The sequence below is a fragment of the Nostoc sp. DSM 114167 genome, assembly GCF_052692655.1.
The window spans coordinates 4,981,523-5,001,300 of the sequence record NZ_CP195116.1 but is presented as its reverse complement, the minus strand read 5'-3'; the positions used below and the strand labels follow the sequence as shown (position 1 = coordinate 5,001,300).

15 protein-coding genes are annotated in these 19,778 nt (G+C 38.2%); 8 read left to right on the top strand and 7 right to left on the bottom strand.

What is annotated here, in order from left to right; genetic code table 11:
* Positions 1–57: 57 nt before the first annotated feature.
* Both NSTC731_RS21305 and NSTC731_RS21300 read left to right on the top strand, forming a co-directional pair.
* Complete coding sequence (locus tag NSTC731_RS21305; protein ID WP_445626687.1) at positions 58–801, top strand: ferritin-like domain-containing protein; 744 nt, start codon at positions 58–60, stop codon at positions 799–801.
* 472 nt (positions 802–1,273) lie between these two features.
* Complete coding sequence (locus NSTC731_RS21300; protein WP_445626686.1) at positions 1,274–1,633, top strand: winged helix-turn-helix transcriptional regulator; 360 nt, start codon at positions 1,274–1,276, stop codon at positions 1,631–1,633.
* A gap of 305 nt (positions 1,634–1,938) precedes the next feature.
* On the opposite strand, the gene NSTC731_RS21295 is transcribed toward NSTC731_RS21300, so the two are convergent.
* Genes NSTC731_RS21295 through NSTC731_RS21285 form a run of 3 tightly spaced genes read right to left on the bottom strand, consistent with a single transcriptional unit; the run spans position 1,939 to position 3,629 of the window.
* Entirely contained in the window at positions 1,939–2,331 is a 393-nt protein-coding gene (locus tag NSTC731_RS21295) for a salt stress protein, Slr1339 family (RefSeq protein WP_445626685.1), read from the bottom strand.
* Positions 2,332–2,358: 27 nt separating this feature from the next.
* Positions 2,359–2,964, bottom strand: a complete 606-nt coding sequence (locus NSTC731_RS21290; protein WP_104909152.1) for a vWA domain-containing protein — start codon at positions 2,962–2,964, stop codon at positions 2,359–2,361.
* A gap of 59 nt (positions 2,965–3,023) precedes the next feature.
* On the bottom strand, positions 3,024–3,629 hold the full coding sequence (locus NSTC731_RS21285; RefSeq protein ID WP_322686512.1) for a vWA domain-containing protein: 606 nt from the start codon (positions 3,627–3,629) through the stop codon (positions 3,024–3,026).
* Positions 3,630–3,895: 266 nt separating this feature from the next.
* Between NSTC731_RS21285 and NSTC731_RS21280 the strand changes: the two genes are divergently transcribed.
* The 3 genes from NSTC731_RS21280 to NSTC731_RS21270 all read left to right on the top strand — a co-directional run bounded on the left by NSTC731_RS21280 (position 3,896) and on the right by NSTC731_RS21270 (position 7,221).
* On the top strand, positions 3,896–5,611 hold the full coding sequence (locus NSTC731_RS21280) for a ShlB/FhaC/HecB family hemolysin secretion/activation protein (RefSeq protein WP_445626684.1): 1,716 nt from the start codon (positions 3,896–3,898) through the stop codon (positions 5,609–5,611).
* A gap of 272 nt (positions 5,612–5,883) precedes the next feature.
* Positions 5,884–6,720 carry a hypothetical protein gene (locus NSTC731_RS21275; protein WP_445626683.1) on the top strand — a complete coding sequence of 279 codons (837 nt, stop codon included), beginning with the start codon at positions 5,884–5,886 and terminating at the stop codon, positions 6,718–6,720.
* Positions 6,721–6,780: 60 nt separating this feature from the next.
* Positions 6,781–7,221 carry a hypothetical protein gene (locus NSTC731_RS21270; RefSeq protein ID WP_445626682.1) on the top strand — a complete coding sequence of 147 codons (441 nt, stop codon included), beginning with the start codon at positions 6,781–6,783 and terminating at the stop codon, positions 7,219–7,221.
* A gap of 162 nt (positions 7,222–7,383) precedes the next feature.
* Here the strand turns inward: NSTC731_RS21270 and NSTC731_RS21265 are convergent, their stop codons facing one another.
* Complete coding sequence (locus NSTC731_RS21265; protein WP_445626681.1) at positions 7,384–11,031, bottom strand: two-partner secretion domain-containing protein; 3,648 nt, start codon at positions 11,029–11,031, stop codon at positions 7,384–7,386.
* Positions 11,032–11,471: 440 nt separating this feature from the next.
* On the opposite strand from NSTC731_RS21265, the gene NSTC731_RS21260 reads away from it, so the two are divergent.
* From NSTC731_RS21260 to NSTC731_RS21250, 3 genes are all read left to right on the top strand, one after another.
* Positions 11,472–11,777: a hypothetical protein gene (locus tag NSTC731_RS21260; protein WP_445626680.1), complete on the top strand. Its 306-nt coding sequence runs from the start codon at positions 11,472–11,474 to the stop codon at positions 11,775–11,777.
* A 706-nt stretch (positions 11,778–12,483) separates the two neighbouring features.
* Positions 12,484–12,708, top strand: coding sequence for a hypothetical protein (locus NSTC731_RS21255; RefSeq protein ID WP_445626679.1), 225 nt, complete (start codon positions 12,484–12,486; stop codon positions 12,706–12,708).
* A gap of 260 nt (positions 12,709–12,968) precedes the next feature.
* Positions 12,969–15,677: a CHAT domain-containing protein gene (locus NSTC731_RS21250; protein WP_445626678.1), complete on the top strand. Its 2,709-nt coding sequence runs from the start codon at positions 12,969–12,971 to the stop codon at positions 15,675–15,677.
* 77 nt (positions 15,678–15,754) lie between these two features.
* Here the strand turns inward: NSTC731_RS21250 and NSTC731_RS21245 are convergent, their stop codons facing one another.
* The 3 genes from NSTC731_RS21245 to NSTC731_RS21235 all read right to left on the bottom strand — a co-directional run bounded on the left by NSTC731_RS21245 (position 15,755) and on the right by NSTC731_RS21235 (position 19,311).
* Entirely contained in the window at positions 15,755–16,510 is a 756-nt protein-coding gene (locus NSTC731_RS21245; protein ID WP_445626677.1) for a DUF928 domain-containing protein, read from the bottom strand.
* A gap of 76 nt (positions 16,511–16,586) precedes the next feature.
* Positions 16,587–18,542, bottom strand: coding sequence for a CHASE2 domain-containing protein (locus NSTC731_RS21240; RefSeq protein ID WP_445626676.1), 1,956 nt, complete (start codon positions 18,540–18,542; stop codon positions 16,587–16,589).
* 13 nt (positions 18,543–18,555) lie between these two features.
* Positions 18,556–19,311, bottom strand: a complete 756-nt coding sequence (locus NSTC731_RS21235) for a DNA-binding response regulator (RefSeq protein ID WP_445626675.1) — start codon at positions 19,309–19,311, stop codon at positions 18,556–18,558.
* Between the last annotated feature and the right edge of the window lie 467 nt (positions 19,312–19,778).

The following is a 19,778-nucleotide window of genomic DNA, read 5'->3' as shown; positions in this document are numbered from 1 at the left end:
AGAAAATGCGGATTAGTATAAGAATTGTAACCTTCCAATTGTCGGCGGGAATTTCTGATGAACTTCTTGACTAACCTTCTGCATCTAGCTGGTTCAGGTGTCTTTGCCTATTACTCTGCTGCTCAAATTCGTGATTCTAAAACCCGTCCCAACATCCTTGCGGGGTTTCAGTTGGCGGAATCTGGCTCTGTGCCATTTTTATCCGCACTTAGCGATCGCGCAGCTGCTGAAGGCGATACATGGCTAGCCGAAAAACTAGCAAAACATGCATCAGATGAAACTAGGCATGGTCAAATTTTTGCCCACGCTTTACAACAGCTGAATAAACAAGTTATAGATTTTAAGCGTCAACCCCAAACTACATCTACAAAAAAATCACAACAGCGTAGTCCCTTTTTCGCAGCATTCTATGAGGGCTACACCCAAGAACAGCTAAAACCAGCTGTAATTGACTGGGATATGTTTATGGGTAGCACATATATTCTGGAGTTAGATGCTAGTAAAGACTTTGCGCGAATGGCGAAAGTATTACCTGACAACGAGCCAACCGCTCGTAACTTGAAGTTAGGAATGCTAAGTATTGCTCAAGATGAAACTGGACATGCTGCTTATCTCTACGAAGCGATGATGCGCCGGATGTCTGCAACTGAAGTGCAAAACCTCGTAGATATGTGGCGAACCCGCAAGGTGAATGCTTTGTTGGCAATGGTTGGCGGTATCCTTGAGCGTAACGGCGAAACGCGATCGCTAGTCCAAGATAGTGCGCCATCGGAAATTGATTCTGAGTTGGTAGCTACGTAACTATAGATATCTTGAGTAGACCTGCCTTGAAAATAGGGAATAGGGAACAGGGAACAGGAAGAAGTATTTTCATTGTTCATTGTGAGTTCCACTCATGGAGTCTCTTGCAAAAGTTCCTAACACCCCACCCCCAACCCCTCCCTGAAGCTTTAGGACTACCGTGTACACACAAGTTGAATTACCCCCCTTAATCCCCCCGATATTTTGGGGGAAATAAGATTTCCGGTTCCCTCCCCAATACATACAGGGAGGGTTAGGGTGGGGTAAAACCTTGGCCATCTGACGAGGAACTGAGAAAGAAATTTGCAATTATTTAACAACAGGCAAAGCAGGAACAAGTCTAGCCTTGTGAAAACTTTTCATATTCCCGCAGCTGCTACACTAATTATGAAAGACATAAAACAAGTAATAATCAGATAACTAGCGGTAATACCGAGCAAACCTTCCTTCTGGTTATTCCTATAAAAAAACTATGAAAGCTGAAGCAGAAAACCATCTCAGGCTGACTTGTGAAGTAGAAACTACCCTAAAAGTGATTGGCGGACGCTGGAAGGTTTTGATTATTAGAGAATTAATGACTGATGTCAAACGCTTTGGTGAACTGCAACGGGCTTTACCTGGAGTTACGCAAAAGATGCTAACCCAGCAACTCAGAGAAATGGAGGAAGACGGTATTATTCATCGAGAAGTTTATCCCCAAATTCCACCCAAGGTAGAATATTCACTAACGCCTTTAGGAGAAACTTTGCAACCAATTCTCTATGCTATGCATGAATGGGCTGTCCAGCATTTAGCTAGAACAAATCACCATAATATTGATTATAGTGAATAAACAATAATTGCTAACTTAACTTTGATATGTATGGTAATTTATGGCTTTCGTAACTCACCATTTGAGGTTGTCGGTGCGTTACGCTAATGCGGTACAGCCAACACATCTTCTAATACCAATTCAATTAATGATTGCAATATATCATTGGGTAAAGACGCGATTCATCGCGTCTCTACAAATGGTCTATTTGTCGGATTCGTTTTTCAAATTGGTAGAATTATTTGCGCTTACTTTCATTAAATTTGCTAATTTTCAATTTTAGCGAGCAGATTTATCTATGGGGTTTTAAATTTTGAATTTTAAGTTTATTCATTGCTTTTTAAATATTCAATCGCTGCCTCTAATTTTGAAGGGTAACTTTCAGCAAACCTTTCAAACCAAAGTCCTTCGGATGAAAGTGGATCTACTTTGGATAACCATTCTTTTGCTTGCACTTTCAAAGCCTCTAGTAGTTTGGCTTTGAGTTGTTCTTGTCGAATCCTTTCTTGTTCTAGTTCTTGCTGTTTTTTTAATTCAATAGCAGCATCCTCTTGGGCAAAATCAGCCTGAACTTCTGCTAAAAGTTTATCCATGAAAGATGCCGACTTGGGCAATGGTGGAATAAACGATTTGGCTGTGGCTGATTTTGATTGCGGTTGGGGTTGTACTTCTTTGTATTCAGTTTCGAGTTGGGCTAACAGCTTATCAAGGGAATCCATTTTTGCAATTCCTAAAAAATAGTATAGCTAGTCATTAATAGCATTGAGTAGCACTTCTGATAGACTCAAATCTTCCATGTCTTCCATAGTAATGGTGTCACAGATATCAAACTTAGCACCAGCACTTTGGAGTTCATCATCTAAGACTTTGAGAAAGCGGGTAGCTTGTTGATCTGTGCCAACTTGAATAAAAGAAATAGCTAATTCTTCATCTCGATCGATGCGGCGAGAAGCTTCAATAATTACCCTCATGACTGCTTTGCGATCGTCCGGCTCACCATCAGTAACTACTAAAATTGTTTCACCATTTGGTTTGGTTTGACCGGCTGCTTTGCGTTGAAGGTAATCATCAGTTGCATGTTTTAACACACCTGCTAAGTCAGTTGTACCAGAGGGATCGTTCTCTCGAAAAATTTGTGACACCTTGCTGGATGTGACATTTTCGTATCGCTTAAATTTGCCAGAAAATACATAGATAGTAATGCCATCTGGGTCAAATTGCTCACATTTACTAGCTAAAGCTAAAGTTGATTCTTGGGCTGCAACCCATCTAGTTCTACCACCCTTTTGATCTTGGGTTGCCATACTACCGCTTTTGTCAATAATCAAGGTATAATCACGATTTTCTAGCATTATTCGGTTCTCCAATTAAGAATTAATAGTTACTGAACTATGGGCGATCGCCAAACATATTAGTCAGTTATGGCGTTCGTCAATACATCTACAAGACTCATTTCTTCTAAGTCGTCTAAAGTGACGGTATCGCAAATATCAAATTTAGCGCCAACACTTTGTAACTGGTCATCCAAGGCTTTGAGGAATTTAGTTGCTTGGGCATCTGAACCTACTTGAATAATCGAAATTCCTAATTCTTCATCACGTTCCATTTGGCGAGTAGCATGAATGATGACTTCAAACACAGCTTTGCGATCGTCTGGTTCACCATCGGTGATCACTAAAATTGTCTCTCCGTTTGGCTTGGTTTTACCAGCTGCTTTGCGTTGAAAGTAGTTATTCAGGGCATCCTGGAGTACACCAGCTAAATTTGTTGTGCCAGCAGGGTCATTTTCGAGAAATATCTGGGCGACTTTGGCTGAGGTGACATCATCGTAGCGTTTAAATCTACCAGAAAACACGTAAACGGTGATGCCATCGGGGTCAAACTGTTCGGCCTTTCTGGCCAAAGCAAGAGTAGACTCTTGAGCGATTTCCCATCTACTTCTACCACCCACTTGGTCGGGTGTAGACATACTACCGCTTTTATCAATGATTAAGGTATAGTCGCGATCGCTCATCATAATCTTCCTTTGATTGTTACCCTGTGGTTCTAGTCTAATCTACGAATTTGACGATACCGCAAGCATTTTAAGGTTTTGTATCAATTGTGCTACTCCCAAAAGCCACGCCATTGCTTATCCCAGTTGCGTAAGTCTTGGTAAAAACTGGTGAAGTTCGAGTAAGAAGAGTAAAATTTATACTTAATCAGCCTCGCCACTGATATTATGTTCGTCAACCCCAAATAACCATTGAAATTAAAATTAAAAAAGTAATTCAAAAAACAAAAATGAATTTATATCTCCGAGTTAAAACTATTGTTTTAATATTTTTTTCATGCATTAATAATCACCATCCAATATTTGCCCAATCTACACCTCCATCAGGTGTAACTATTCCTCCTAATACTCCCGGTAAAGTCGAACAAACAATTCCCCAATCGACCCCATCACCAATTTACACTCCCCCATCTCCTAGTAATCCCATTCTATCTCCAAATTCAACTGAGAATCCATTGGATATAATTCCTACAAGTGAAAGCTTTTTTGTGAAAGAAATTCAAATTATCGGCAATACTGTTTTAAAAGAAGAAATCACTACATTAAAACAATCGCTAGAAAATAAATACATTCGGTTCGAGCAGTTGTTAGAATTGCGATCGCAAATTACCCAACGCTACATCAAAAAAGGTTACATCACCAGTGGGGCATTTCTCCTTAACAACCAAAATCTTAACAGTGGTATAGTTAAAATCCAAATAGTCGAAGGGGAATTGGAAGCTATAGAAATAAGCGGACTGCAAAGGCTTCAAGAAGGATATGTGCGTTCTCGAATTGCTCGCGCTACGCAGATACCCCTCAATCAGAAACGACTTCAACAAGCATTGCAATTATTACAAATTGACCCTTTAATTGCACAGGTTAAAGTCGAACTGACAGCTGGAAGTACTCCAGGGCGCAATATTTTACGCTTGCAACTCAAGGAAGCACCTGCATTTCACGCTGGAATGGAAGTTGCTAATAGCCAATCTTCCAGCATCGGTTCTGAACAAGGAAGTGTATTCATCGAACATGAAAACTTACTGGGTTTTGGTGATAGATTCTACGCTGAATATGGAATTACTAAAGGGTTAAACCTCTACGATTTCAGCTACAATGTTCCTTTTAACGCTTTAGATGGAACAATTGGTGTCCGTTATAAAAACAGTGATAGTAAAATTATTGAAGACGACTTTCGTGATTTAAATATTCGCAGCGAAAGTCGTACCCTTTCATTTAATATTCGTCAACCGTTACAGCGTACTCCCAATAGCGAATTTGCCCTTGGTTTAGCATTTGATTTACGTCGCAGTCAGACATTCTTACTTAATGATATCCCCTTCTCATTTTCTGAAGGCCCCAAAGAAGGAGAATCGAAAGTTACAGCAATTCGGTTTTCTCAGGATTGGTTGCAGCGAGATGCAAATAGGGTTTTAGCTGCGCGATCGCAATTTAATATAGGTATAGGTGCATTCGACGCAACAGTAAATGATACAGGCACAGACGGGCGATTTTTCACTTGGTTGGGGCAATTTCAATGGGTGCAAAAATTATCTCCTCGCACGATTATACTAGCAAAAATTGACGCGCAATTAACTGGTGACTCTCTACTTTCTTTAGAAAAATTTAGCATTGGCGGAGTTGAAACAGTTCGCGGATATAACCAGAATCAAGTCGTTACTGACAATGGGATAATTGCCTCTATTGAAGCTCGTATTCCCCTGACATCTAACACTAATACCCTACAGTTAGTACCATTTTTCGATTTTGGTACTGGGTGGAATAATCGTATGAGTAATCCTAGTCCTCAAACCCTTACAAGCTTGGGTTTAGGCTTGCGATGGCAACCATTTCAAGGCTTAAATTTACGCGCAGACTACGGAATTCCACTATTTGGAGTCGATAATAAAGGTGACTCTCTGCAAGATAATGGATTTAATTTTTCATTGCGCTATCAACCTTTTTAAGTATTTTAAATTTTCAAAAACTTGCCCAACTATTTATCGCTATTAAATATTGATGTGCATAAAGTTGCAGTTAAAGTAGTAAAGTTATGCACATCAATAAGCAGAAATTGTGCATGAATTTATTTGCCGATAACTGTAATCTACAAGTAAAGCAAAAACAATTGAGTTGCTAATTAAATTACTCAAATCAAAAAGAAACAAATGTCAACTCAAACAAGCCATTCTGTAATTTAGAGATATTACTGTTTATCAGTATCGCTAAGTGCGATCGCATGTTTTCAAAACGCACATTTACTAGATTTTTGCATGGTGCAATCGCTTGTGTTCAAGAATTAGAAAACAATCATTGGAGTCAAAATATGATTTCTGTTCAACGATTTTTCCCAATCGTCATGTTTAGCTTTAGTTTTTTTACTGCATTTGTCCTATTTGGCATTCTAGTAAATAATAGCCTTACGAATGAAGTACAACTTTTCGATGGTATTCTGCTGTCCGTTATTAGTTGCCTATCATTTTTAGTTGGAAAATGGTTGAGTAGCAAGATTGAAACTGGTGATTCTCTATCTGAGAAACCTATGGACGAGAATCTTGCACAATCAGTCCTAAATATTTGGATAATTGCTGGAGTAGCAGCATTGTATATCAGCTTTAATACTCACAAAAATTTAGCAGATTTTGTATTGCTAGAAGTAGTTTTATTTTCTCTAGTTCTATGGAAAACTTCAGCCAATGAATTGAAGTTGACTGACAATAATCTTAAAGTAATCAAGAGTGAGCTAGAAGCAACTGAGAACAAGCTGAAAGCGAACGAGAATGAGTTAGAAGTAACTAAGAGTAAGTTGAAAGCTACTGAGACTGAACTAAAAACAATTAAGAGTAAGTTGAAAGTGACTGAGACAGAACTGAAAACAACCGAAAGTAAGTTGAAAGCTACTGAGGCGGAATTAAAAACATCTGAGAATGAACTAAAAACAACCGAGAGTAATTTGAAAGCTGCTAAGGCTGAATTAAAAACAACTGAGAGTAATCTGAAAGCTACTGAGGCGGAATTGAATGCAGCAAAGGAACAACTAAAAGAAGCTAGTCTCGATAAAGAATACAGCCTCTAGAAGTATATTTTCAGCAAACTAATTGCAAGCTTGAATGAAAATAGATAGGAACTCAACACAATGGAAAATTTAACCGATTTCGTTAATATGTCCCTACATTGGCTGGTCAGTGCGTTGGAAAGTATATTGAGTTGGAGTATTATTTGTGTACAGGCGATCGCTTCTATAGTTTACTTTCTATATATTGTTGTAGTGAGAGTAGCGATCGCAGCATATTACTGGTTAATTACTTCCTTACAGTGGCTATTCAATGGCATTGCTACATTCTGTCACTGGCTGATCGCATCTTTGGGAATTGCGGAAAATGGGCTTCCATATATTTTAGGTCTGATAATAGTTGCGATGATAATTATGCTTTCCCAACTCAAAGGTAAGATGGCCTACTTACAATCGGAGAACGATCAACTTAAAGCAGATAGACAGGAACAAAAAGCACAACAAAATAGAAAAGCTATAATCGACGGTGCTATAAAGCTTATAGATTGGTTTGTACGACAATAGTACGAAGACAAACACAATGAAACTCGAAGAGATTAGCTTTGGGCGGTTACTGCCAACTAATTTTACGTAATAATAAAATCCTTGCAGAGACGTTATATGTAACGTTTCTGCATCCTAATTCTTACTTCGATTTAGTAACGTTTATAGTAGGATGATACTTTATCAATTATTTTGACATTCTCGACTCATTACTAATTGACCATTTGAGAGTCGATATACACCAGTTGGTTCAATAATTGGATCGCCTTTTTTCCAAGGACGCGATGTATTTTCATTATTGACACCGCGCACTCTATCTGTAGAATAGTTGGACATTAATATATCACCGGGACGGTTAGGTAAAGCACCTCCACCTGTAATGATGAAGCTATTTTCTTGTTTTTTATTGACGCGGGCTACGCAGCTATTAGCAATGAGCGCGTTGGTGTCAATCGCATTTGTGGGGAGTTCGGTGAGGCTATTTTGAATTGAACTGTTGTCGGGCGAGTTAACATTAACAGTTCCTGATAAGCCGACCCCAGAAGTGGCTGTGATGTATTTTGAGACATCACTGGGTTGAGTACCGACAAATACGCCTTGGGCGTTGATTTGAACTCGACCACCACGAGAATTATCTGAGTTAGCGCTAATACGGCTATTTTCGAGGGCGATTAATAAATCAGTATCGATGTTAATGTTACCACCAATGACGTTTTCGCCTGTGGCCTCGGTAGTAATGCTGCTGTTGCGACGGAGGGTTAAATTTTGGGTGTTGAGGTTGATAGTTGCTTGTTCACGGTTGGGGTCTTTATTTGGGCTGCGGGTGTTAGCGTTGATGGAAGCTTTGTTGTCGAGACGGATGGTATTGGTGTCTAGGGTCATAATACCTGCGTTACCCGTTCCTTTAGCATTGGCTAACACCTCTGCACCATTCCTTACAATTAATTGGGGAGTTTTAACTACCATATCTCCTGCATTTCCAGTTGAATTTGGCTCGGCAGAAGCGATTAAACCACTGGGAAAAATATTATTGCCAGACCTACCGATTAATTCAATTTGACGTGAAGCATTTACAGTTAAATTTCCCGATTTTCCCGCACCAAATGTACCATTAAATACCTGTGCCCCATCTCGTGCTAGCAAATTTTGGGTATTGACGACAATATTTCCTGCATCTCCCGTGGAATTGACATAAGAAGCTGCTACTAAGCCACTTACAGAATTCGGGTTACTAAGGGATGCGCCAATCAATTGTATACTATTGTTTGCATTGACTGTTAAATTTCCTGCTCTACCCGTACCAAGTGTTCCAGTAAATACCCTTGCTCCATCGCGCACGAGTAAATCTTGGGTTTTGACCGTTAAACTTCCTGCATCTCCCGTTATACCAGCTTGAGCAGAAGCTCCCAAACCACTGAGAATGCGACCATCAGCAGATGTACCAATTAGTTGTACTTTGTTTGCAGCATTAACAGTTAAATTACCGCCTTTACCTCTACCGTATGTACTAGCGTCAATTTGTGCCCCATCACGCACAAGCAAATCTGGAGTATTAATTGTCAAATCTCCTGCATCTCCAGTTGAATTTCTTGTTGAACTACTCAATCCACTCAAAGTTTGACCATTTGGTGATGTACCGATCGCTTCAACTTTTTCGGAAGCATTGACAATCAAATCTCCTCCTTTACCAGCACCTTGTGTTGCACTAACAACAATTCCTCCATTGCGAACTAGTAAGTTTCGAGTATTAATTGTCAAGTCTCCTGCATCTCCACTCGAATTTTGGCTTGCACCAGTATTCAAGCTACTGATAAAACCATTCCCTGATGTCCCTATTACTTCTACTGCATTACTTGCATTGACTATCAAATTACCTCCTCTACCTCTACCAAAAGTTGAAGTAGCAACTTGCCCTCCATTAATAAGATGGAAACTACCAGTGTTAATTTTTATATTTCCTGCACCTCCAACAAAAGCAATAGCAGAGATAATACTGGCACCTCCAATAACCTCTACGGAGTTTTTCGCATCTATACTTAACTCTCCAGCTTGACCTGACCCTCGTGCTAAGGTTGTAATTGTTGCTCCATCGCGGATACTTAATCGATCGGTATTAATTTTGAGGTTGCCAGAATTCCCAGAACCAACTGCGCTAGTGGAAACAGTACTCGAACCACTGGGGGAACCTCCAACTACTTCCATCGAATCTCCGATATTTAAAGTTAAATCTCCCCCTCGACCAGATTGAAAGCTAGCAGTGGTAATATATCCGCCATCCCTAATCCTCAATCTTGGCGTATTAATTGTTAATTTGCCACCACTCCCAGCAGCAAATGCACTAGTCGTTAATCCACTTCCTATAGTAAATTCTCCTCCAGTTTGTGGATTTATTAATGTTGCTATTCCACTCAAATTAATTGATTCTGATGCATTAACGAGTAAATCACCACTGTCGCCACCTCCAGATGAGTCAGTTCCAATTTTTCCACCATTGGAAAGTGTAAGCGATCGCGTATTTACATCAATATTTCCACTTTTGCCTTGACCATCACTAGAAGAGGAAATTGAAGCGTAATTATTTAATAAAATTGAATCATCTGCAAAAATTCTAATATTACCACCACTACCGCGATCAAGGTTTGAAGAGCTAATAAAAGTGTTATTACCATCAAGTACTAGATTTTTTGTTTTTATTTCAATATTTCCACTAGGTAAGTTGTTAACTCCACCGACTGTAGATGCCGCAGAACTACTGTTAATATTGCTTCCGTTACTTAATAAAATAGAATCTTGAACTGTCAAAGTAATTTTTCCCGCCTCTCCCTGACCAAGGTTTGCAGAACTAATTATAGATTGATTATTTAAGCTAATATTACGCGCTCCAATATTAATATCACCTGATTTTCCTGACGCATTTGATGTTCCACCAGAAACAACTAAACTATTCTCAGAAAGATTTAGATTCTCTGTATTAATGGCGATCGCACCTCCTCCACTTGTCACAGCAAACGAGTTATTTTTCAGCACAATATCCGCTTTTGATATACCTTCATAAAAGCCTAACTGCATTTGATTCCCGCTACCAATCAAATCAACAGTTCCGGTTCCTGCAACCGCACCTAATTCCAAACGATTTTCAGTTGAACCCGCTATACCACTGTCAAACGTAATATCTCCCCCAACTAAGTACAAACTTCCCGGTATGCCAATTTGAGGACTGCGGTTGATGATTTCACTGCGGGTGATTTGATTGAAAAACAATGCACTAGGATTCACCGTCAATAAACCTGGAGCTTGGGGATTTGTTGCGCTAAAATTTCCTCTCTCTCCAAATCCAATAGCATTAGCTGTAGTCGCAACAAACGAACCCTGTAAATCTAAACTTGCATCCTGACCAAAAATAATTCCATTGGGATTCATCAAGAACAAATTGGGTTTTGATTCTCCCAAAATACCCAATCTTCCCAAAATCTCGCTGCGACTTCCTCCCGTTACCCGTGCCAAAATATTCTGAATATCTGCACTGGGACTGAAAAAATAAGCTCCCCGTCCCTCGCTGACGTTAAATTCTCGGAAGCTATGAAACAGATTGATTCCACGAGTTGCACCACCAGTAATTACTTCAACTGGGAACCCGTTAAAATTAGTTACAACTTGAGAATTTTCAGATCCTAATGTGTTGTCGGGGGCGATCGCACTTTGGGCAAAAACAGGAGTTGGAACAAATGCGGCTATTCCATATAAACTCCACGCACTTACTATTTTCAAACACAGATTAAAAAATTTTTTGTCGCCCGCAGCAGTTTGATTAAAAGATTGTGTTGTTATCAATGGGGATAGTTGCACAGTAATAACTTGACGCTGTGGCGATCGCTTTATCATATGTGATGAAAATAATTAATTTGATTTGTAGTATACCGCTATTTAGAGAAGAGATTTATGATTTTCTTCTCGGAAACATTCATGACAGAAATTTTCTGCGCATTTATAAGTGCAGTTTTATGCAGTCTGCTTAGTCAAAATCTGCAATTACATGAGCAACGAGTTGAAGGATTTTTTTTGAAAATCAGTTTAATCTAAAAACTATCAGGAACGATTAATAAATCATTCTAATTTTAAATGACTTAATCGTTTTGGAATCACTCTGTTTACTTCAATTTTCTCTGGTAGCAATCCATTAGACAACTTAAATATCAAAATTGGTTGATTTTGCAGACTTGTCTTTAGTTGTTGCTAATATCTGATTTTTCTAAACATGAGGTACATTCACTATGGCTTTGCATTTTAATCATGTCAAAAAAACACTAGTTTTTTTAGCAATTATTGGGATTTCTTTTAATATGCAAATGTCCGCAAATGCACAAACTGTTACACGCGAACAACTTGATAGACTATCATTGCAAGAATTAATAATCTTGAGAAATGAACAGTTGCGACAAGCAAATATTGTAGTAGCAAATTGCTACAACAGCCCTTACATTCCCGATTCTACTTGCTACGCTATGGAGTTACAGTATACGAACTACTTTGCAAATCTAGATAATTACATTGCTCAAAGACAAGTGATTGGTCAATAGTAAAGATTCTAAAGCAGCGTGTGCTTCGCACTCATAGTTTACTACATTTTCTCAAAGTGACGAATATTCACCATGAATTCGCAATTAAATCATTGTATAGGAATCCGGTTTGATTTCTGAAAAAAATCCGTACCCTTATAATCCTCTTCTTCACTATTGCCTATTGCCTATTGCCTATTGCCTATTGCCTATTGCCTATTGCCTGTTCCCTGCCTCTACGAGTAATTTCAAAAATCAAATACTAGTCCTATAGTACTAAATGCGATCGCGCTCAAGAATTAGAAAACAGTCATTTGCATAACGCGGACGTTATCCCTTAATCAGTGAACGGTTTAGATACAACAACCCCTGTTCATCAAGTAATGAGGCAATTTTCTATGAATAAAACATACGTACCTCTAGCCATCCTTGCAGTACTCCTTGTGTGGTGGTTCTTCTTCTACAATAGACAATCAGAATTGTGCAAGACGTTTGGTTCAAATTCAGCAACTTGCGAATTGGACAGACAAAGCAATGAATGGAAGTTTCAGAAGTATTAGTAACTTTACCTTAACTGAAACAATTTCTCTTGAAATTTGAAACATATCATATCCCTTAGTCCTCCTTTTTTAGGGGAACTGAGGAAAATAATAAGTATCAACTATTTGGAGAAATGCTATGAAAGAAGAATCTAATGATTGAGATGTTGCTATTTAGGAGTAAGTGAATGCTTTACCAGTTTTTGATATGGCTTTTCGGAATGCCAATTATCGATCTAATTTTGGCTATCTTAACCATAATAGGAATAATTATTCCGCCATTACTATTGATAGCGACAACATTTGTAGTAGTATTAGGACTTGTGTATTTTCTGCTAGTTCTTTTCAGTCCAGCCTATGCGGCTCATGCAGCAATTATATTGTTGTTACAGATAGCCTCATTATTTCCCTAACACTGGTAATTCTTGAGCCGGATCTATAGCGTTGTTGATTTGAAGTATGAATCTGAGTATGGAAACGCAAAATTTCATGTTTCTGCAAAGGTTTGGATATTCTGAAAAATCCTGAATCATATATAAATTCAGCAACACCCAAAAATTTGGTATTCTGTTAAACAAGAATTAATACTGAATGAATGAGCTTGTAAACAACAAGATTCCTGACTTCTCAAAGAAGTCGGGAATCTGAGGTAGGATATTGCAGGAGTTAGGCTGTGTCAAATCGCGATCGCCAATTGAACAAGCGTCGATTTCTCGGATTTCTCTTCTTATGTAGCCTCATATTTTTTAGTTGGTTGACTCACCTACCTTTGATGGCAAATATTGCAACATCACAAAATACTGATATTAGCCAACAGGTGGAACAAGGTGTTAAAAGTTATGAAGCAGGAGATATTGGGGGTGCTATAGAGACTTGGCAGAAAGCTTTAGATACTTATAAAAAAGCTCACAATGTCCAGAATGCAGCGATTGTCAGCGAAAATCTTGCTAGGGCTTATCGGCAATTGGGTGATATAAAAGAGGCGATCGCATTCTTTAATGAAGCAATAACCCACTACAGTGCAGCTAAGGATTTGCGTCAGGTAGGACGAATGCTGACGGAAGTAGCGCAGACATACAACAACCAAGGACAAGTAAGAAAAGCAATTTCTTTATTGTGCAGTAATAAATTTGATATTAAGTCAGATAAAAAACAACCCTGCGAAGCCAATAGTGCATTACAAATTGCTCTGAAAAATAAAGATAGACATACAGAAGTTGCAGCATTAGGTATTTTAGGTGAAGCACTGCGTTTAGTAGGTAGTTATGATTTAGCGATTCAATATTTGGAATACGCAGCAAAAGTCGAAGATTCGGGATATGAAATTCTCATCAATAATAGTTTGGGAAATGTCCATATCAATTTAGGACAACTTTGGTACATACGATCAAAGTCCGCAGAACAAACTAATGGTTACAAAGCAGGAGAATTTCAACAAAATGCTCTAGTAAATTTTAATAAATCAATTAATTATTTTAATATTAGTTTAGAATTAGCACGCAAACAAAACAATTCTCTTGGGCAACTTCAAGCTTTACTTAACACAATTCAAGTTGGTTATAGAAGCCACGGTTTAAATATTATCTCTAACGCGACAATTGATAGTAAAATCCGAGAAGCTGTAAGTTTAATTGAACAAGTCCCCGATTCTTCGACAAAAGTCTACGCAGCAATTGATTTAGCTCTATTACCAAGTGATTTCACAATTACTTCTGCGATCGCCCAATGCTCGAAAACAGGTGGATTAGGTAAACTATCAAATACAGAATCTATTGATATTTTAAATAAAGCAATTACTATCAGTAAAAAAATTCAAAATTCTCGTATTGAATCATATACTTATGGTGCATTAGGACATTTCTGGGAATGTCGAGGTGATGAAGCACAAGCACTCAAGTATACCAAACAAGCACTGATAGCAGCAGACCAAAAATTAGCAGCAAAAGATGGCTTGTATTTGTGGGAATCGCAAGCAGGAAGAATATTGAAAAAGCAGAATCAGGAAAAAGAGTCACTAGAAGCATACCAAAGAGCATTTAAAACTTTAGAAGCAATTCGCAGTGATATTATGACAACTACACGTGATGTTCAATTTGACTTTCGTGATGTTGTTCAACCTTTGTACCGCGAACTAGCAGAATTTCAACTTCAGCAAATATTGCAAGCATCAGTAAAGTCAGATATATCAAAATCTGGTGTATCGGATGCTTTAGAAACAATTGATTCTCTGAAATTGGCAGAATTACAAAATTACTTCGGTAGTGATTGTATTATTAATGTACTCAATCCTCAGAGAGTAGATGAGATAGTAGATAAGAACACCGCAGTTTTGAGTTCAATTATTTTTGATGATAAGATAGCACTGCTGCTTACTTTACCACCAGGGGGAAATCAAGCGGGAAAAATGCTGACTCGTTGGGTGCAAGCAAATAATAAAATCCTCCCAAAAGAAGAATTACAAAACCAGATTAAAGCATTTCAAAAGTCGCTAATCTTAGGTCAAGCTCGTCCTGATGGCTACGATCGCACTTTAGCAAGTCAACTCTACGATTTGATAATTCATCCTTTTGGAAAAAATTTAAAAGCAGCAAATATCAAAACATTAGTGTTTGTTCAAGATGGTTTTCTACGTAGCATTCCAATGGCTGCACTTTACGACGCTCAAGCACAAGAATATTTAATCCAACAATACGCAGTTGGAACTACTCCCAGTATCCGCTTGACTGCACCCAAATCGAGCGAGCGCCCCCTAGAACAAGCTCTAATTTTGGGTTTAACGAAAGCAGCAATTATAGATAAACAAGAGTTTCAAGCATTAGACTATGCTGAAAAGGAAATTGAAGCAGTAAAACAAGTTTTTCCTAAAAGTAGATTTTTTCTTGATACAAAATTTACTCCAGAAACTCTTAAAACAGAACTAGGTAGTAAAAATATTTTCCCTGTCGTTCATATAGTCAGTCACGCACAATTTGGCACAATTCCTGAAGATACATTTATAGTCACGGGAAATAACAGTAAACTCACAATTAGCGAACTCGAAGCTGCTTTAAGTAACCTTCGCAGTCAAGCAAATGCATTAGAATTGTTAGTACTCACAGCCTGTCAAACAGCACTAGGAGACGATCGCGCTACATTGGGTTTAGCGGGAGTTGCATTACAAGTTGGTGTTAAAAGTGCAGTAGCTTCATTATGGTCAGTTCAGGATAAATCAACAGCGCTTTTAGTTGAGGAATTTTATCGTAATTTGAAAAAGCCAGGTATGACGAAAGTTGAAGCTTTACGTCAAGCACAAATTAAGATGATCGAGTTAACTGGAGAGCAATCGGTGTTTGCAAGTCCAGCATTTTGGTCGCCGTTTATTTTGATTGGTAATTGGGTTTAATTGATTAGCGATCGCCATTCCCCATGTAGAGAATTTGCAATGCAATATCTCTACAAATAACGCAATTGCCATCAATTTTATTGCTGATAAATCAGTTGTAAATTCTTGATAAACCTATTAATTGCTTCCCTATCATTAGGTTTATCTTCTACCCTTTCATTCTCAATTAGTTCCTGGATTAAATTAGAACCTAATTTACCTAATTTACCTTGACTGGAATATTTCAACGCTTCTGCAAATGCATCATACCAAAGTCCTTGCTCTGCCAGATAGGTAACTTTTTGAGTTGAATTACTAGCAGATTTAATACTTCCTTTGAATGCCAAAGGTATGTCTATAACTTGAAAATCTGCGCTTTCAAAAGCTAAACCATTGGGACAAAGCATCGAAATTCGCCAGAAATATTTTTTTCCTACCGTAAGTTCCGGTTGCGTAGAAGGAACTACAAATTTATTCACTCCTGGTAATGAATTTAATCCCTCTGCTTTCATTACTATCTGCGGTAGTTGCTTTGGTTTCACCTCAAACAACATGAAATCAACGGTACCTGCTGTTGACATAAACCACGCAAATGTAGGACGCTTGGATACAGTTTCACCCACATAAGTCTGCGGTGCTAGTAAAGTCAGAGGAATTCCTCCATCATCAGGACATCCTCGCGAACCACCACCACGAGAGTATGGGCTAGGAGGGTTACGAGTGCGAGGTTTAAATTTAGCGATCGCTTCTGGCGTAACCCACAGAAACAAGCTCAAAGTAAAAATACTTACCAGTCGCCGTTGATTAGCTTTTGCAGACAACGATTGAAACAACGAAAAATTACGAAGTTTCATAGGTATTTCTTAGTTTTTTATTTGTTGTTAATTATCAAGCTAGTAGACATGAAAAATTTAAAGCAGAACTCAGAATTTAATTCTGTATTCTGAATTCTTTCTTATTCAAATCAGGTTTTTGAGTGTTTATTTGCTGGACGTTTATAGTTAATTTCCAAATCAATTCACACAGTGTACCTCGTGGTTTTACAGTCTCGCGTTTAAAGCTGCCATTTAATTTTCTAGCAAGGTTTTGAGCCTGTTTTGTACCCTTGTTTTCGCTGTGTGCAGTTAACCCAGAACCATCATCTTTGATACAGAGTGAGTATTCACCGTCTACGCAAATCCCAGATGCTTCTATAGACTTTACTCCTCGTGCATGTTTACCCACATTACATAAACTTTCTTCTAAAAATAAGCATATTTCCCTCTTAAGTTCCATATTTAAATATTTATCATTAATTGGCTCAAATGTGCGCGTTTTTATTTTAAGAGTTTTTAAATATTCTAGATCGTAGCGTTCAAGTGTGCTGGAATATACTTCGTAAAATAAATCGTGTATCTGACGATTTAAATCTATTTTTAATCCACTTCCTAATCTTAAACTTTCATAATTAGTCAGTGCTTCTACTCTTAAATATTCACCAATTTCACGAATCTCAGAATTAAGCTTTTCAAACTGATAAATTAATTGCTCATTGGGTAGATTCTGCTTCCTTAATTGTTGTAATCCGTTGGCGAGGGTTTGCAATGGTCCATTATGAATAAGATTAAATGTATATTCAATTGTGCGCTTTTGTTGGTCATTTTTTTCACGCAACAGTTTATCATGCTGAAAAAATGCGAATGCACTTAATCCCACGCCATTCATTGCCAAAGTTAGCAAACTAGGAACCACAGGAATCCAAACTCCCCACAATAGCAAACTGATGTAACCGCTACCAGCAACGCCCAAACCCACAACTGTCACAGCCAACAGATTTTTCATAATAGATTGGGTAAAGCGTCCAATTGCGATCGGAGTAATTCCCCAAATTACTATCCATATATATTCCCAAGGTTCTGTCCAAGACTTCAACATCGGGCGATTGTTTAAAACAGCATTAACAATTTGGCTGGTTGCGTGTGCGTGGTACTCAACTCCATATATTTGTCCAGTTATTTTCCTACCAGGAATTGCTAATGTATACAAATTATCTCCGACACTGGGAGATAAATTACCAACAATAATAATCTTGTCACGCAACCAACTAGGGTCAATCTTACCTTCTGATGTCTGACCTGTTTTAATATCATTTAGTGAAAAAATGCGAAATGGCTGATTTCTCTGCCGAAAGTTGATTAATATTTGTAATTCACCTGTAATTTTTTTATCAATATATCCACCAAAGTTTGGTATTACACGGGGTAATTCAATATTACCAAACCGTATTGTATCTCGGTCTTTGGCGCCATTATCATCATTAATTCCCTGCGAATTTAGGTAAAATTGAGCAAGTTTAAAACCTAAAGAAAAACGGTCTTCTTGAAGATTGTTGGAATTGGGTGTCCATAAAATGTAGCGTCTATTTTTCCCATCATTATCGCTGTGAATATCTACTATTCCAGTCCTTTCTTGAGGAATAAAATTGGGTGCTGGAATTTGAGGTTTCTGATTTTTTTCAATACCAAATATATTAGGATGAACCTGAAAAGTTTTCACAAGTTGATTGTGACCTGGTTCAACAGGGACATTCTTGAAAAGGTCGAGTCCGATCGCACGAGGTTTGTAAGTTTCCAACTTGTTTAGTAAATATGCAATTTCACCATCAGGTATAGGATATCCTCCGGCTTTAGCAATATCGTCTTCATCAATGCCAATAATTACTACATGTTCATCAACAGGTTCGGGTGGACGCAGACGTAAAAATGTATCGAATAACATCCATTCTAGAACTTGTAGCGAACCAACCATACGAGCAAGGATAACCAGTATCAACACAATAATTCCTGGCAGTGCTGCATAGCGCCATATCTTTAATTCTGTGATAATTTCATCCCAACCTCTACGCATTTACTCTCATCTCCTAATCAATTAATCCTTCTTCACGCGCCCGGATTTCTGTTTGGATTCTCAAACTTTTTCCACCTTCTTTACAGTCTTCTGGGTATACACCAAGTACATCCTGAATCTTCGTCCAGTAATTGCGAATAGCACGTTCCGATTTATACATCCGGTCGGCAATCGGTTTATCCATTAATCCTTCGTCAAATGCTAGACGCAAAACTTGCAACCAGTCCGGTTTCAATTCAATCGCTGTTTTAATATCTTTAGTATGAGTTCCACCTTGGAGTGCTAAATTCGTGCGGATTAACATTTCCGATTCGGGCAAATTTTTATCTGCGATCGCAAATCCCCCCTGATGATTGTCGATTTCATGTTTGATCCGCACTAAAGCTTTAACATAACTGCTTTGTACCAAAAAATTCTGCTCTGGATATTGTTTGAGTAGCTGCTTGATCAGTTCAATTCCAGTATCAGTAGTCGCAGTCATTCCCTCACTCACAGGAATCGATAAATCGACCACAATCAAATTCAAAGGTGCTTTTTCCTGCTCTTTATCTTCCTGTTTTACTTGTATTTGAGCTATTTTTTCTAAAGCATCTCGTGCAGTTTTCACCTGAAGAAATTCTGTGTCTGGATATTGTCGCTTCAGTACATCGAGGGTCCCAGTTAAAATCATTTGATGGTCATCGACAACCAATATTTTTTGGGATTTGAAGTTTTGAGACTCTAATTGTATTTGGTTTTTTGCTAACTTATTCACACCAATTTCAACCATAAATTTTATACTCCTACTTTAAAAATTTCAGTGGATTATTCTGTGTAACTAGTAAATGAAAAAAGGGTTTAATATCCCTGACTCTATAGACGGTATACAATTAAGCGTGGTCTAAAACCATACTCAATTGATTCTGACCTGGGCAACGGAAACGTCTCCGGCTTTGCTCCTGAATTCAGAATAACTGAATTCTTCTTTATCTCAATAGCTTATCGGAGATAAACTTAACAGCGTATGCACAAAAGTGCATTTTTTACTAAGATTATTCAGATAATAAATCCTGGAGACGACACCTAACTTTGACTTTCGCCATTTGTACCGCCTTTCTTTCATCTCGACATTAGACATAAGTCGGGAAAAGGGGAAAGGGGAAAGGGAAAAGGTTCTACAAAAGTCCCTTTCCCCTTTAACCAAAACCTTTTCCCCAAGAGTGCAAAAAGCACTTTTGCCAAGAGGTCTATTGCACG

What these genes read in the sequence shown, in the direction of transcription:
- NSTC731_RS21305 (WP_445626687.1), top strand. Translation starts at nt 58, where the DNA reads ATGAACTTCTTGACTAACCTTCTGCATCTAGCTGGTTCAGGTGTCTTT.
- NSTC731_RS21300 (WP_445626686.1), top strand. Translation starts at nt 1,274, where the DNA reads ATGAAAGCTGAAGCAGAAAACCATCTCAGGCTGACTTGTGAAGTAGAA.
- NSTC731_RS21295 (WP_445626685.1), bottom strand. Translation starts at nt 2,331, where the DNA reads ATGGATTCCCTTGATAAGCTGTTAGCCCAACTCGAAACTGAATACAAA.
- NSTC731_RS21290 (WP_104909152.1), bottom strand. Translation starts at nt 2,964, where the DNA reads ATGCTAGAAAATCGTGATTATACCTTGATTATTGACAAAAGCGGTAGT.
- NSTC731_RS21285 (WP_322686512.1), bottom strand. Translation starts at nt 3,629, where the DNA reads ATGATGAGCGATCGCGACTATACCTTAATCATTGATAAAAGCGGTAGT.
- NSTC731_RS21280 (WP_445626684.1), top strand. Translation starts at nt 3,896, where the DNA reads ATGAATTTATATCTCCGAGTTAAAACTATTGTTTTAATATTTTTTTCA.
- NSTC731_RS21275 (WP_445626683.1), top strand. Translation starts at nt 5,884, where the DNA reads ATGTTTTCAAAACGCACATTTACTAGATTTTTGCATGGTGCAATCGCT.
- NSTC731_RS21270 (WP_445626682.1), top strand. Translation starts at nt 6,781, where the DNA reads ATGGAAAATTTAACCGATTTCGTTAATATGTCCCTACATTGGCTGGTC.
- NSTC731_RS21260 (WP_445626680.1), top strand. Translation starts at nt 11,472, where the DNA reads ATGGCTTTGCATTTTAATCATGTCAAAAAAACACTAGTTTTTTTAGCA.
- NSTC731_RS21255 (WP_445626679.1), top strand. Translation starts at nt 12,484, where the DNA reads ATGCTTTACCAGTTTTTGATATGGCTTTTCGGAATGCCAATTATCGAT.
- NSTC731_RS21245 (WP_445626677.1), bottom strand. Translation starts at nt 16,510, where the DNA reads ATGAAACTTCGTAATTTTTCGTTGTTTCAATCGTTGTCTGCAAAAGCT.
- NSTC731_RS21240 (WP_445626676.1), bottom strand. Translation starts at nt 18,542, where the DNA reads ATGCGTAGAGGTTGGGATGAAATTATCACAGAATTAAAGATATGGCGC.
- NSTC731_RS21235 (WP_445626675.1), bottom strand. Translation starts at nt 19,311, where the DNA reads ATGGTTGAAATTGGTGTGAATAAGTTAGCAAAAAACCAAATACAATTA.